Source organism: Dawidia soli, from assembly GCF_018598185.1.
In the GTDB taxonomy this organism is placed as follows: domain Bacteria; phylum Bacteroidota; class Bacteroidia; order Cytophagales; family Cyclobacteriaceae; genus Ohtaekwangia; species Ohtaekwangia soli.
In genome coordinates this window covers 48,892-61,541 of sequence record NZ_JAHESC010000012.1, presented here as the reverse complement: position 1 = coordinate 61,541, position 12,650 = coordinate 48,892, and the positions used below count along the sequence as shown (strand labels likewise).

Genomic DNA, 12,650 nt, shown 5'->3' with positions numbered 1-12,650 from the left:
TAGAATTAGGTATGCTGTAGGTTAGTGCCTTCTTTAAAATAAAACGGGTATACCATATTGCTCCGTACGTTTATTTTCCGGATGGTATAGAACAACGTTATATAGACCACACCTTCGGCGGCTTGCGTGGTATTGACCGCGATGTTGTCCAGGGTGATGCGGGGCTCGTGGTGGAGCACCGCCGTGCGGATGCTGTCCTTGATGCGGTTGATGAACAGGCTGTCGATGCTGTCGAAGACGAACGCAGAGAGTGTGCTTCCGAATTTCGGGTCCATGATCCGTTCGCCTTGCGTGGTGGAAAGGATCAGCCGCAGGCTCTCGGCGATGTCTTCGTCTTCCTCGACCATCACCACCGTGCGGCGCACCAGGTCAAACCGCGGGGGGAAAGACCAGCCTCTGCCTAAAAATGTATTGTCTTGCATAACCCGTTTCGTTTGTATTATCCGCCGATCATCACCGTGGGGCACCCCAGCGCGATCTGCCCCCCGTGCGCAGTAGTGTCGCCCATTCGTGCAGCGGGCTTTCCACCGATCATGACCGTGGCCGAGCCCTTCATGATAGCGTCCGGTGGCCCCGTGCACACACAGGAGTCACCCAGCACGGCCGCGGGAAGGTTTCCGATAAGTACTGTCGGTGCGCCGGGGCCGATCACCGGGCCGCCTACGTGGGGTATCGGTGGCAGGCCGGGCGTTACCATCGGGCATACATGCAGGTCGGTTATTCGTGCAGCAAAAGGCATAGCGGAAAAGTTAGTTGATCATGACCATGCCGCCCTTTACTTCCACCTGTCCGGAGGCCTTCAGCGTAGCCTGCGCCGTTCCTTGGGCCAGCAGGGCCAGCTTGGCCTTGGCGTTGACGTTGTTCCCGGCCAGGGTCACATCGCCTTTGGCATTCATGGCGACGTCGATCGCATCGATGGAAAAATTACCCTTACCGGTGAACTTGATATCCTTGGCGCTGTCGAAGACAATGCCGTCGGCTGAGAGCGTGATCTTATTACTGTTTTGATCCTGGAGGGTGAGCGATTTACCGTCGTCGTCCAGGACAACCTTGTTCCCGCCGGGCGTTTCCAGGGTAATGCTTTTCTTTTCTTCGTCGAAGGTCAGCTTCAGCTTGCTCTTGCTGACAAAACCCTTGGTGTTGTTTTTACTCTCGGGGGTATACGGAGGTTTTTTCTTTTTGCCATACAGCGATCCCATGATGACGGCGAACCGCGGGTCTTCATTGAGAAAACCCAGCACCACTTCATCGCCCACCTCCGGCAGAAAATAGAAGCCCGCGCCGTCGGTGGCATAATGCTGTGCCAGCCGCGCCCACACGCCGATGCCGGTCGCTTCGATCATCGGCAGATTTACCAGGATCCTGTATTCACCGTCGGCGTCCTGGTCGATCTGCTTGACCGTGCCGATCTGCAATCCCTGTGCCGCGGGCAACGCACCGGCTGCTGCCGGCGCCAGGATCTTTTTCGCGTCGGTAAAGAACTCCGGTGCCAGGCCAAAAGTTACACGCGTGACCCAGTTACCCTCTTCCAAAGTATGGTGCACCCCGGAGATGAACGCATCACCGCTAAAGCGGGCCCCGAAATTATTGAGTTGAAGAAGCTTGCCCAGCCTGGGCGCGGCATTGCCCGGAAACGTTACATATCCCTGTATCCTGGCCAGCCGCAGCTGCTGCAGTTTGGCATTGGCCCATCCCTTCAGCACAGAGGCGTCTTCCGGCACGGCAGATTGTAACGTATATACTTTGGAACCGAGCACCGCCGAAAGCGTTTTGCCCGTGATGTTTCCATGCGCATTCACACTCGGCTCGGCCGAAGCGCCGGTTGTTACCTGCAGGGTGGTGCCGTCCCATCCCGTGGACGATACGCTGTCAACCTGGAATTGAGAATCGAGATTGGCTACAAAATCAATGATGTCTGTATCGTACGTCACCGCCAGGTCGGCCGTTCCCGTCAGCACCGGGGTCGTTATTTCCAGGGTGCCGTCGTTGCAGATCACCAGGAAACCGTTGACATCCGCGCGTGAAAGGATGAAGTCCCAGTCCGTACAGTCGTATTGCACCATCTTCTTGTAGGCATACGGAGTATCATCTATCTTTTTGGACACGCCCGCTTCGGTCAGCAGGGTGCTGATGATCTCGCTGTCTTTCTTGTCTTTAAAATATTTGCTCTTTCTTCCCACCGTAAGTTTTACAGCCTCGTCCATGCATTGGAGGGTCAGCTGCGACACGAGCCGGTTGATACGGCTTCGTACCTTGATGCTTTGCGCCGTGATAACGCCTTTAAACACCGTTTCGTTGGTGCCGTGATAGCCAAGGCTGATCTCGATCTTTTTGCCCGGCACAAAGTCTTCGGATTCGCTGGCGTCAAATTTTCCCGTGGCCGTGTTGCCATCCAGCAGTACGACCTTTGCCTCGTTAATGCTGTTAATGGCTTTCGTTACCGAAATACTCAGCACGAGGTATGTATCCTTGATCGCCGTACCGTCGATCAGGATGGTATAGCTCGGCAGGTCGCTCTTGGCATTCAGGGGAGACTTAATCATTGGTTAAACGGGGAAAAATAATCCTTTGTCCGGGAGTAAGAATGTTGAAGTTGATCAGCTTGTTGTAGGCGGCAACCTGTATATAGTATTTCGAATCGCCGTACACGCGATGGCACAGCACCGGCAGGGTGTCGCCATCCACAATGGTTTTGATATGCGATAGGTCCGGCGAGCTGAGGTTGTTTTGTTTGGCCCGGGCGTCCGCGTCGGTGAATTGCCGGAACTTCGCCATCACCTTGGCCCGGACCGGCGTTCCGTCGGGCTTGAACAATACAAAATCCGTTTTCAGCTCCGCAGTCTCGCAGGAAAACGTAAAGTCCGCGCCCCACCGTACTTTAAGATAATTGGCCCGGTGAATGTTCCCGTTCACGTCCACACACAGTTTCTTGAGTGCCTGGATATTGGCTTCCACGTCGTCGCAGCCGCCTACAGCGCCCGTTGCGTCTACATAGAAGGTCAGCGTCAGGTATTCCCGGTCGATCGATTTATTGGTGGGAACACTGTCGCCGTTGGCCAGGCGCATGTGGTCTTCCCGGACGGACGGCTCCCGTGTGCGATCATATTTTTCAGGATTGATCTGAAAGGTATACTCGTCGGCCAGCTTGGCCGTAAAGTCGGGCGCCTCGTAGGCCTCGATGATCATCTTTTCACGTTTCCCGCCGTTCGCCATTGTTATCGCCGGTCTCGTTTACGCAAAAGCTCTTCGATCCTGTCCATGCATTCGCTGATGAGCTCTTCTTTCAGTAGTTTGTAGTCGGTAGCCTGCTTTTGCGCAGCCGCCTTCGCCGTCTCCGAAGAGCCCTCGTCGTCGTCCGCAAACTTGGCCTGGATGATAAATTCTTTGACGTCCAGCGGCATGGTTAGATAATTTGAATAGTACTGTACTTCAACTTGATGCTTTCCACTACCAGGGCCGCTTCACCCTCGGCCGTCGAGCTGAAGCTGCTGATATCCAGCTGCACCGGGTAGGCTTCGTTAAACTGCCAGGTCATAACGGGTGTGCTGTCTTTGCTGAGCAGCTTTAACGTCACTGTTTTCTTTTCGATCGGTTGTGAATAGTCGTTCAAAAGCCAGCTGTAGCACCACGCCGTAACGGCCGACGATGCCGACAGCACGCCGCGTTTTAATTCCAGGTCGCTGAAGGTCGTTTTCTTTGGCAACGTCACAAAGGTGCCGCTGTCGCCGCCTTGCGCTACATTCTCGACTTCCAGCGACATGCTGATGCCCGACACGGCTTTGAACTTCAGATCGTTCGTGTCGGCGATGCCGCTGAACGAAATGCTGAAGTAGAACCCTACCAGCGGGTAGGGTTCTCCGGTTGTTTGATTGGCCGCCATAGATTACGATCAGCCTTTCGCGATGACCAGGCCTTCGTGCGCCAGTACCAATTGCTCGATCGCGGCGTCGCTGCTGCCCGAGTTGAGGTCGGTCGACTTTACGGATTTCGGGAACGCGTTGGTCAACGTCCACACGATCTCCGGATTCCCGCCTTCGTTGAGTAACTTGATCGTTACGCCCTTGCGCTCGATCGTGTTCAATTGGTTTTTACTGAACCATTCAAAGAACTGGATGTCGCCCGTAAAATGGCCCTTCTTCAACGTCACGTCGCTGTATTTTTTCAGCCCCGGCATTTTGATCTTGGTAAAATCCTTACTGTCGCCGTGCCGGTATTCATATACGTCGACTTCTGCATCGAGGCCCGATACTTCTTGAAAGGAAGCCGTCATGCCACCCTCTACTTCCACTTTGAAATAGAACTTGGGTAAGGGCCATACATTGTCCTGTTTTTCGCCTGCCATAATAGTATAGAGTTTAAGGGGAAGATGTTAGGTTATGATTTCTGCATTTGTTGCTGGAAGGTGATTACGATAAATTCCGCGGGCCGCACAACGGCCAGCTTCACCGTGATCCGCATGATACCGTCCAGGATATCGGTAGGGGTCATGGTTACGCCCAGACCGATGTCGACACTGAACGCGTCTTCGGGCACGGCGCCGGCCAGGGAGCCACGCTTCCATTGGTCGGTCAGGAAATTGCTCATCATGCCGCGTACCGTCACCCAGGTACCCGATACGTTGGGCTCGAATACATACATTTCCGCCGCGATCTTCAGCGACTGTTCGATCATGATGACCGTACGGCGTACACTGAGGTATCGCCAGTCCTGGCTGTTGCCGTCCAGCGTGCGTGCACCCCAGACCACGACTCCTTTCCCCGGAAAACTGCGAATGGCGTTCACGGCTTTGCCGTTGAGCGGCAGGTTCAGATCTTCCTGGATGCCGTTCGTGATGTTCACCGTGGGTTTTACTACCGAACCCATCGATACGTTGGCAGGCGATTTGGCCACGCCCACAGCGTTGTCGACCATCGTCAGCACACCGGCCATGGCGCCGCTGGGGGGAAGTATATTTAATTTTTGCCGGATCTCGAGTAGAATGGCTTTGTACAATGGCACCGCCGTCAGCAGGGTTTGGTGAACGGCCACGGCATCGGTATCGGCGGAGCCGATCTTTTCGATCTCCTGTGTAATAGCGGCGTTCTTTTTTTCATCAGCCTTGTCCTGGCTCAGCGATTCGGTCAGCTTTTTCTTTAATACATCCGGGTTGGCAATGTTGGCCATGTCTATTTCGCTGACGGGCACCACGGTGCTCTCCACCCAGGGATAATACGCCGCCGCCCATTGCAGGTGATTGATGCCGATGCCCTCGCGAAACCGCGTCACGACATCGTCGTCCGCCATGGTCCGGGGCCGGTAGCCGTTGTATACATCCAGCAATGCCACGCGGTTGCGCATGTCAAAGCCGCAATGCATGACCATGGCCTGCTGCAGGCTGAAACAGTCTGCCTCTTCGAGCAGTACCGCGTCGGGGATCACCACCATGGTGGGTTCCACTTCTTTCAACAGCGTTTTCAGACCCTTATCGTTTTCTGCCGGATTCAGCGTGGCCGTCTCTACACCTTTCGTGTAGTCGTACGTTCCGACGGAAATGATGTAGCAGGTAGACCCACCATTGGAAAAGAACAGGCGCAGCGTGTTATACAGGTAAAAATTGGTTTCACGTTTTACCTCGACCTTAAAGGGTTCACCATGCTCGCCGTCCAGCAGATCGAATTGAATTTTTGGCGCGCCGCCAAAGATCTCATGATACTCGTTCAACGAGGTGATCCGGGTCGGAAGGTTGATGATCGACTTGTTGTTCCGGATCGCTTTTTCCGTGTACCCGATAAACGCCGGCACCGCTGTCGCAACGGGTACCGCAGAGCTGGCAAATGCGCTCTTTTCTTCAATGTACACCCCTGGGGTGGCATAAACTTGTGGCATGATCGTGAGATTAGGTTATTAGATGTGTATATACATGTCAGAATAGGCGCTGGCATACTGTGCGCTTATCTTGATTCGTTCGATATCGGGAATGGGCAGTCCCAGCCGCCGGCGTGCGCTCAATTTTCCCGCTTTACTGTCGGTTTGGTTGAATTCTACTTCAAACGGCGTTTCATAGGTCTCCGCCAGCAGGATCGGGTCAACCGGTTCCAGGATCACTGCCGTCGTGCCGTCCGCCAGTGTACGTGTCGTGATCGGTTTTAGCGACAGCACCCGCTTGCCGGCATATACTATAAAATCACTGAACGACCGTTGGGGCTTCTCTATAATGTTATACCGCCAGGAGATAGCCCGCGCGCCGATGTTCACCGCATAGTGGGTAGGAGTGGCCGCGGCTGCCATGGACGGTGTAAGCGTCATTTCCAGGATCGCAAAAATGTTCCGCGTGGGACTCGTCCAGGCATAAAAATGCAGCAGAGCAGACAAGTCCGTCCGGCGGATGGAAAATGCCGGCAGGTCCAGCAGCGTATCAAACGCCTGCGATGTCCTGAAAGCTTCGTAGGTTCCTGTATAAAAAGGGGGCTCCGATGATACCTGATTTCTCCGGTAACATGCTATACTGTCGTCGGGTTTGAAGTGTATGTCCAGGTCGTTGTAGCCCGTAACCGGTATGACGAGATCCGCCGCGGATAGCCGTACACCCGTGTGAAGGTGCAGCGTCCCGTCTTTTGCCGCGTGCTGATTACCGAGTAAAAAGCTCTGCTCGGTATTTTCGACGGCGAGATCGGAGTAATTGAGTAGCAGCGGGTCGTCACATGTAATGGTAAATACCAGCGTAACAGGCTTATCCAGCAGATATTCCAGGTCCGTAGCGGCGTCCCGCGCCTTCGAAGCGATAAAAAAGCCACGGGCGGATGCTTTTTGCAACAGGCCATAGGCTTGCATTTGCTGTGCAGTAGTATGTGTAGGAAAAACCCGGAACGGCTGGTAAGGACGAACGGTATAATATTGATGCGTAAAATCGACTTGCCACAACTGCTTGAAGCGCAACATAGGGTTAGATATAGATGGTAACGAAACTTGGTCTAATGTAAGAGGAATAAGGATAAACTCAAACGAAAATTTTGTATTATATATACATTTTTATTTTGTCTCCAGGCCGCGGATCGCCGGCAGATCGGCCACCACGTTGTCTTGCGAGAATGTCAGCATCCGCACTTTATATACGACCGATGGGACGTATTTTATGCCGAGCATAGAATAATAATTCATCATGTCGCTGGGCGATACCGAAAGCAGGTCGAAATAGATCTTGTCGGCGCCCCTGGACAGCTTCGGTGTGTTTTGTCGTGTGAAAAGCGGTTTATATTGAAAAAAGTAGATGACACCCGATAAGTAGCGCAGGGATTCAATGTAGTGATTCCGGCTAAAAAGGGCGGAAAACATGACCGTCAGGTTTATATTCAGGGGTGGCGAGTATTGAAGGATCTCCAATCCTGACGATGTCGTGCCCGGGCCGCTTTTATAGGTAACGTCCTTGTCGACAAAGATCAATGTTGCCACGATCTTGTTGCCGCTCTCCAGGGCCAGGCTGCCGTCTTGCTCTACGATGGCTGAAAGTATAGCCTTGTCCTCGACGGCATTGAATTGCGACTTCAGGTATTCATTGAGCTCGTCGACAACGACCGGTAACACGTGTTGGATCATCGTGATCTATTCCAGGGTATTAGTGAACAATTTGTTTTACGGCCCAAACCGTCAGCCGCATCACATACACCCCCAGAAATCCCAGGGCGCCGCCGATCAGCATCAGGTCGACTTCCAATACGTGTTCATCGTCGCCCATGCGGGTGTGCTCCGGGTCCAGCTGCAGCAGGTGCAAAAAGAGAAAGGCCACCGGTATAGCGGTGATGACGGCGAAAAAGAAATACAGAAGCTCTTTGGCGATAATCTCTCTCATGCCTTACGGTAGTTTGTTTTTGTAACGCAGGTACGCCGTGCTGGTGATATAGACAACGACCGCCCCGCAAAGTATGCCGTACACAAACATGCTGAAACCGGCATGTCCGGCGGGACCGCCCTCGTCGAAAAACAGGTAAACGGCCAGTAACGCCGCCAGGATCAAGCCGCATGCCCACAGGCCACGGTATGCGCCGCTCTGGAAAAATACGCCGCGTACACGCCAGTCCAGCAGCGAAAGAAGAAGCCCCAGCAGAAAGAATCCGATCATGATAAAGAGCGACACGCCGATGATCTTGCGGTATCGATGCAGGGTGGTCACCAGCGAATACGTTCGGCCGTTCGCATACCCGATGGGTTCTACTTTTTGCCACGACGATACGGTAAAGTGTGCCTCGACGGCCTGCCAGATCTCCGGATGGTTGCCATCGTAACCGAGACCCCAAAGCCCTGCACCGTGAAGTCCTTTTTCTTTGATCCACGTGAATTTGCGACGTAAGCTTTCATGCCCTTCATACCACACCACTTCGTACGGTATGGCGTTTCCGACGCGCACCATGCTGCTGCCGCTGGAACTTTCGATATACTCTTCGTGATTCACATTGTACTGCGCCCGTATGTTTTCGTACGGCAGGTAATCCAGCGACGTCCACCCGGCCGCCGTGCGACGCCAACGGGTGCCATACAGGGGGAATCCGATCACGATGTCGCCTGGCGGCAAGGTTTGTAAAAGTACATCGGTCGTTTTCCCAAGGCTGGGGCATTCACCCGGAGATTGCAGGGGCGCCATGGGCAGCGGGGCATTATCGCAAGTAGGGTTTTCATAATCATAGCCCTGTACGATAAAGGTATTGATCAGCGGTTTCAAACTGTTCAGATCGTAGGCATTCAGGGCGGCGTTATAGGGTATCTGCAAGGTAATGATGGTGCTGTCGCCCAGCTTGTTGCGGATGAATCGGGTAAAGTCCGTAAAAGGTTTTTTCATTTCCGGCGACAAGCCATTGAAGTCGAGGTCGATGCCGTGCGCTTTTTTCAACCGGATCAGCGACCGGACGCTGTCGGCCAGGAGCATCCACGCCTGCCGGTTATTCAAAAACGTTTTATTGCGTGCCGTGCCGTAGCTGGTCAGCGTCAGCAGCATCCGGGTATGGTGTACGCGTGCGGAGTCATGCACCGGTGATGTCAGCCAATGCCGTATGGCATCGGCATCGGTACACGCGCCGCTGTGAGAGTCGATGTCGTATGAAAAGAAGCTCAGCGTGGAGAAAAGCCGGTAGGGGTAATAGGGACATTCCGCTTCCATCCAGTGCAGGTGCCAGCCCATCACCTCCGTGTGCTCAGCCAGCTGCGAAGGAGTGTTCCGCTTGCCGTAATACGATTGGCTTTCGTCGTTGTACACAATTTCTTGCAAACCTTCCGTTTTACGGAAATAGACGCTGCGGCTCTTACCGTGAAGTGTTTTAAAAAGCTTACTGTACTGGTTCAATGCGCTGCCCGTGGCAAATTGCCGTTCTCTTTTCCAGGCAACGGTGTCAGAGGGGTTGGCGGGGTCAACGGTATAAGAGGTCTGCGCGATCGCCATACCAGACAGACAACTGCAAAGCAGTGCCAGCAGACCGCGCCGGACGATATCGTGTAGCGTTGCTTTCATTTTACGAGAGGGGTTTTACGTTTCCGTACCTGTTGCACAATGGTCACCCGCACATGTTTACCCGCCACCGGGTCGTCGTTCTCCAGCCACAAGCTGTAGAAGGAATGCCGGAAGGGAAGTGTGCCCGTCTGATATATACCCACGCCGTTTTTTACGGTTCTTGCCGCCGCGTCAGCGAAACTGTAATGGATCGGCCCGCTGGCAGACCGGATTTCGTACTGCAATAAACCCTGCAAAGAATCGACCTCGATGCGTATGCTTTGTTTGCTCTTTAAATTGAGCTTGCTGGCGAGGTACACGGTCGAATCGAGTTTGACGGAGGTGACCGTGTCCATCGCGATGACGGTAGGGGTACTGTCGTGCGTCGCCTCGGGCGTGTACGGAAGACAGTTGCGTACGTTCAGCATCAGGATAAACGAATTTGGCAACGGACGCCCCGACCGGATCTTGAAGTAATAATTACCCGGCTCACGGCCCTTTAACTTGTCCGAAAGCACTTTTGCCCGTGTACGTGTCTTTATGATCTCCTGTCCCGCGGGGTCGTATAGCGAAAACGTAGCGCCGTACAGGTTCTCCTGGAACAAGACATAGTGAATGCTGTCACCGTCCTTTACGGCAAACGTACCCGTAACGTCGCGTTTGAGGAACGTGGTAAAGTTCGCCGTCAGCACGTTGCTGAATTCCGGAGAGCATACCACCGAGTCCGCCTGCAGCGACCGGCCCGGGCGGGCCATCGCCATAACCGTCAGAAGAAGGAATATCGCTTTCATGCGTGCTGCCACCGGGTTATGCCTCTTGTTGACTCCATGCGTTCTCCCGCAGCTTGATCTTTTCCTGCTCTACCCACAGCGATAACTGCTCACGGACAAGCTCCTGGTGCGCCTTTTCGATCAGGTTGATCGTTTCGCGGTTGTGTTTAAGCTGCTGCTCCACCTGCTGCTGCTCGACACTGGCCAGCAACGTCAGCTGATTGTTGAGCTTCTGGTTACGGATGTTGATGGAGGAAAGCTCTTCGATCTCATAATCATACTCCAGGGTTTTGAGCACATGGTCATAGGGCCCCGCCGGCGAAAGCAGCTTGGCCAGGATCGGCGACACTTCTATAAAGATGAGCAGGAATATAATGGCCAGGGAAGGCCCTTGCGGCAATTGGTGCAGTGCTTCGAGCTGCGCCAGCAACCCCGTGGCGAACGTGTTCCTGAGCGAAGCCTGATACCCGTCGCGTTCCTGCTCCAGGGCACGGATGGCCAGCCCCGCTTGTGCGGTCAAGGCTTGCTGCTCGGTGATAACGTCTTTATACTCCTGGTCGGCCTTATTATATTTCTTCTCCTTTCGCAAACATTCCGACCCGATACCGCGCGCTCCGGTGCCACAAGATCCGTCACACTCGCAGCGATATTCTTCGTAATACTTCTCGCGGAGGACGTAACGCTGCTCCACCTTCTCTTTCATTTGTTGCAGCAGCAGGTGCCAGCGGTCGATCTTTTTGGTGTAATCGTTGTTAACGGCCTCCAGCCGGGCCAGGCAGGCAAGGTGCAGCGCCTCGTCAATTTCCTGTTTGAAGATGCGAAGCTCCAGCGGTTTGGAAATAACGATCGCCAGGAATATGGCCAGCAGCGCACGCGGAATGATCTGCAGCACCTGGCTATACCGCGTGGATCCCTTTTTGATCGTGCTCACAATAAACCGGTCGAGGTTGAAGATCAACGTGCCCCAGAACACACCCAGCACGATGGCCACAACCACGCTATCGAATACCGTATAGAGCGCATAGCCCCCCGATAATCCGGCCAGGACACCGGTAAAGAATATCGTAGCGCCGATGCTGGCATATTTGTGATACTCGGACAACGGGCAACGCTGTAAGATCTCTTTATTCGCGGCCGAACAGAAGATAAAAAAGCGCATCACGCGGCTGATCCGGCGTGGGGGCGGGGCGGCATCTGCAGGTTTAGCGTTGTTCATAATAGTGCTCGATAGATTCGATCGCATGGCGTACACCATTCTTCCCTGCGTTCATCCGTTTCAGGTATTGAAAAACGAAGGCGTTCAATGTTGATAGCGTTGGTTTGGGGCCGGTTCTGTCAGACGTGTAGGCATGTATCTTTTTAAGCAGCTGCTGGTAGCGTTTTTCGGAATCACGTAGCGTGAGCATCAGCCGTGGCGTGGCATCGGCTTCCGGCGTGGGTACATGTGTGGGAAACGCCGATGAAAAAAGCCTGTCGCGAAATACCGGGACGGGAAACGCCAGCAGGGTTATTTTTCGGGTGAGCGTTTGTTGATCTACTTGCGCCGTAATACAAATGTCCATCGATGCGGTGGTGGAGAAAGTATACTCTCCCTCGTGTGCGGTAAGGTCAAAAGGAAGGATGTGCACACGGGCGGCATGCAGCACACGCCAGCGCAGGCAGAGGCGGTTGCCCGCCATGGTGCCGTAGGTGTCACTGTCATTGCCGGCTTTTACGAGACTGTAAAAAGCGTTGGTTTGTGCGCTGATAAAGCCAATGTCATAGTCGATGATCGTTTTCTGCGTCACCCACACCTGGGTAGCCGCCATACACGCGCTCCGGTCGTTATAGGCGCCAACTTTAAAAAGCGTCGTCTCGGTCAGCAATACCTGGCGCCGCCCCGCGTGTTCCACCGCACCAAGCCCTTCAATAAAGACCTTGTCCGCTCCCTGTACGTGCCACGTCAGGCTGACAGCGGAGTCTCTCGGTACAAGGTCTTCCGACACGTCCAGCGTTATCCGGATGCCTTCGGAAGATGCGTGAAAGGGTGTACTGCTGCGAACAAGTGTGTTAAAATGATGCACAGCCTTTCGGACGGCCTCGTACGCCGCCTCCGTATGAATAACGGTGTCGGAGGAATGAACATGACATACGGTTCTGAAATCGGAGATGCACGTATATAATAGAGTGTCCGGGAGAGCATCCGCAGTGTATAGGGTAGCGCCCTTCTGGCACAGTTGCAGGCAACGGTTTAACAGGAAAGGATTGTTGTCGAGGACCGGCCGGTTCAGGTCGCTGATCACCAATACGACTGCCAGGCCCTTTTCCAGTTGCCGGATGCAGGCATCTAATAAACTGGTGTCGACTGTTGTATTGAGATGAATATGGATCGCGTGCTGACACGTCATGATATGGCGCAAAAGCACATCCGTGTTGTACATAGCAAA

At 53.9% G+C, this 12,650-nt stretch carries 15 protein-coding genes; all 15 read right to left on the bottom strand.

Annotated elements, in window-relative coordinates; all coding sequences use genetic code 11:
- Positions 1–5: 5 nt before the first annotated feature.
- Positions 6–422 carry a GPW/gp25 family protein gene (locus KK078_RS10295; RefSeq protein ID WP_254090183.1) on the bottom strand — a complete coding sequence of 139 codons (417 nt, stop codon included), beginning with the start codon at positions 420–422 and terminating at the stop codon, positions 6–8.
- A gap of 17 nt (positions 423–439) precedes the next feature.
- Positions 440–739 carry a PAAR domain-containing protein gene (locus KK078_RS10290; protein ID WP_254090182.1) on the bottom strand — a complete coding sequence of 100 codons (300 nt, stop codon included), beginning with the start codon at positions 737–739 and terminating at the stop codon, positions 440–442.
- A gap of 10 nt (positions 740–749) precedes the next feature.
- On the bottom strand, positions 750–2,543 hold the full coding sequence (gene vgrG, locus KK078_RS10285) for a type VI secretion system tip protein VgrG (RefSeq protein ID WP_254090181.1): 1,794 nt from the start codon (positions 2,541–2,543) through the stop codon (positions 750–752).
- Complete coding sequence (locus tag KK078_RS10280; RefSeq protein ID WP_254090180.1) at positions 2,536–3,213, bottom strand: CIS tube protein; 678 nt, start codon at positions 3,211–3,213, stop codon at positions 2,536–2,538. Before KK078_RS10280 ends, vgrG begins: the two co-directional genes overlap by 8 nt.
- Before the next feature lie 2 nt (positions 3,214–3,215).
- Positions 3,216–3,401 (bottom strand): DUF5908 family protein, encoded by a 186-nt coding sequence (locus tag KK078_RS10275; protein ID WP_254090179.1) that lies wholly within the window; start codon positions 3,399–3,401, stop codon positions 3,216–3,218.
- A gap of 2 nt (positions 3,402–3,403) precedes the next feature.
- The gene (locus KK078_RS10270) at positions 3,404–3,880 is read right to left on the bottom strand and encodes a phage tail protein (RefSeq protein WP_254090178.1); all 477 of its coding nucleotides are present in this window, start codon (positions 3,878–3,880) and stop codon (positions 3,404–3,406) included.
- A 9-nt stretch (positions 3,881–3,889) separates the two neighbouring features.
- Entirely contained in the window at positions 3,890–4,342 is a 453-nt protein-coding gene (locus KK078_RS10265; RefSeq protein WP_254090177.1) for a phage tail protein, read from the bottom strand.
- Positions 4,343–4,374: 32 nt separating this feature from the next.
- Positions 4,375–5,865 (bottom strand): phage tail sheath family protein, encoded by a 1,491-nt coding sequence (locus KK078_RS10260; protein WP_254090176.1) that lies wholly within the window; start codon positions 5,863–5,865, stop codon positions 4,375–4,377.
- A gap of 18 nt (positions 5,866–5,883) precedes the next feature.
- The gene (locus KK078_RS10255; RefSeq protein WP_254090175.1) at positions 5,884–6,918 is read right to left on the bottom strand and encodes a hypothetical protein; all 1,035 of its coding nucleotides are present in this window, start codon (positions 6,916–6,918) and stop codon (positions 5,884–5,886) included.
- Between the two features lie 90 nt (positions 6,919–7,008).
- Positions 7,009–7,572, bottom strand: a complete 564-nt coding sequence (locus KK078_RS10250; RefSeq protein ID WP_254090174.1) for a DUF4255 domain-containing protein — start codon at positions 7,570–7,572, stop codon at positions 7,009–7,011.
- Positions 7,573–7,591: 19 nt separating this feature from the next.
- Positions 7,592–7,825 (bottom strand): hypothetical protein, encoded by a 234-nt coding sequence (locus KK078_RS10245; protein WP_254090173.1) that lies wholly within the window; start codon positions 7,823–7,825, stop codon positions 7,592–7,594.
- Positions 7,826–7,828: 3 nt separating this feature from the next.
- Positions 7,829–9,475, bottom strand: coding sequence for a glycosyl hydrolase family 18 protein (locus KK078_RS10240; RefSeq protein ID WP_254090172.1), 1,647 nt, complete (start codon positions 9,473–9,475; stop codon positions 7,829–7,831).
- Positions 9,472–10,245 carry a hypothetical protein gene (locus KK078_RS10235; RefSeq protein ID WP_254090171.1) on the bottom strand — a complete coding sequence of 258 codons (774 nt, stop codon included), beginning with the start codon at positions 10,243–10,245 and terminating at the stop codon, positions 9,472–9,474. The genes KK078_RS10240 and KK078_RS10235 overlap by 4 nt, the downstream gene beginning before the upstream one ends.
- 16 nt (positions 10,246–10,261) lie before the next feature.
- Complete coding sequence (locus KK078_RS10230) at positions 10,262–11,440, bottom strand: DUF4407 domain-containing protein (protein ID WP_254090170.1); 1,179 nt, start codon at positions 11,438–11,440, stop codon at positions 10,262–10,264.
- On the bottom strand, positions 11,427–12,644 hold the full coding sequence (locus KK078_RS10225) for a hypothetical protein (RefSeq protein WP_254090169.1): 1,218 nt from the start codon (positions 12,642–12,644) through the stop codon (positions 11,427–11,429). Before KK078_RS10225 ends, KK078_RS10230 begins: the two co-directional genes overlap by 14 nt.
- Between the last annotated feature and the right edge of the window lie 6 nt (positions 12,645–12,650).

Excerpts from the sequence above, each read along its gene's own strand:
- KK078_RS10270 (WP_254090178.1), bottom strand. The coding sequence starts at position 3,880 with ATGGCGGCCAATCAAACAACCGGAGAACCCTACCCGCTGGTAGGGTTC.
- KK078_RS10235 (WP_254090171.1), bottom strand. The coding sequence starts at position 10,245 with ATGAAAGCGATATTCCTTCTTCTGACGGTTATGGCGATGGCCCGCCCG.
- KK078_RS10230 (WP_254090170.1), bottom strand. The coding sequence starts at position 11,440 with ATGAACAACGCTAAACCTGCAGATGCCGCCCCGCCCCCACGCCGGATC.
- KK078_RS10290 (WP_254090182.1), bottom strand. The coding sequence starts at position 739 with ATGCCTTTTGCTGCACGAATAACCGACCTGCATGTATGCCCGATGGTA.
- KK078_RS10265 (WP_254090177.1), bottom strand. The coding sequence starts at position 4,342 with ATGGCAGGCGAAAAACAGGACAATGTATGGCCCTTACCCAAGTTCTAT.
- KK078_RS10275 (WP_254090179.1), bottom strand. The coding sequence starts at position 3,401 with ATGCCGCTGGACGTCAAAGAATTTATCATCCAGGCCAAGTTTGCGGAC.
- KK078_RS10295 (WP_254090183.1), bottom strand. The coding sequence starts at position 422 with ATGCAAGACAATACATTTTTAGGCAGAGGCTGGTCTTTCCCCCCGCGG.
- KK078_RS10280 (WP_254090180.1), bottom strand. The coding sequence starts at position 3,213 with ATGGCGAACGGCGGGAAACGTGAAAAGATGATCATCGAGGCCTACGAG.
- KK078_RS10250 (WP_254090174.1), bottom strand. The coding sequence starts at position 7,572 with ATGATCCAACACGTGTTACCGGTCGTTGTCGACGAGCTCAATGAATAC.
- vgrG (WP_254090181.1), bottom strand. The coding sequence starts at position 2,543 with ATGATTAAGTCTCCCCTGAATGCCAAGAGCGACCTGCCGAGCTATACC.
- KK078_RS10245 (WP_254090173.1), bottom strand. The coding sequence starts at position 7,825 with ATGAGAGAGATTATCGCCAAAGAGCTTCTGTATTTCTTTTTCGCCGTC.
- KK078_RS10225 (WP_254090169.1), bottom strand. The coding sequence starts at position 12,644 with ATGTACAACACGGATGTGCTTTTGCGCCATATCATGACGTGTCAGCAC.
- KK078_RS10255 (WP_254090175.1), bottom strand. The coding sequence starts at position 6,918 with ATGTTGCGCTTCAAGCAGTTGTGGCAAGTCGATTTTACGCATCAATAT.
- KK078_RS10260 (WP_254090176.1), bottom strand. The coding sequence starts at position 5,865 with ATGCCACAAGTTTATGCCACCCCAGGGGTGTACATTGAAGAAAAGAGC.
- KK078_RS10240 (WP_254090172.1), bottom strand. The coding sequence starts at position 9,475 with ATGAAAGCAACGCTACACGATATCGTCCGGCGCGGTCTGCTGGCACTG.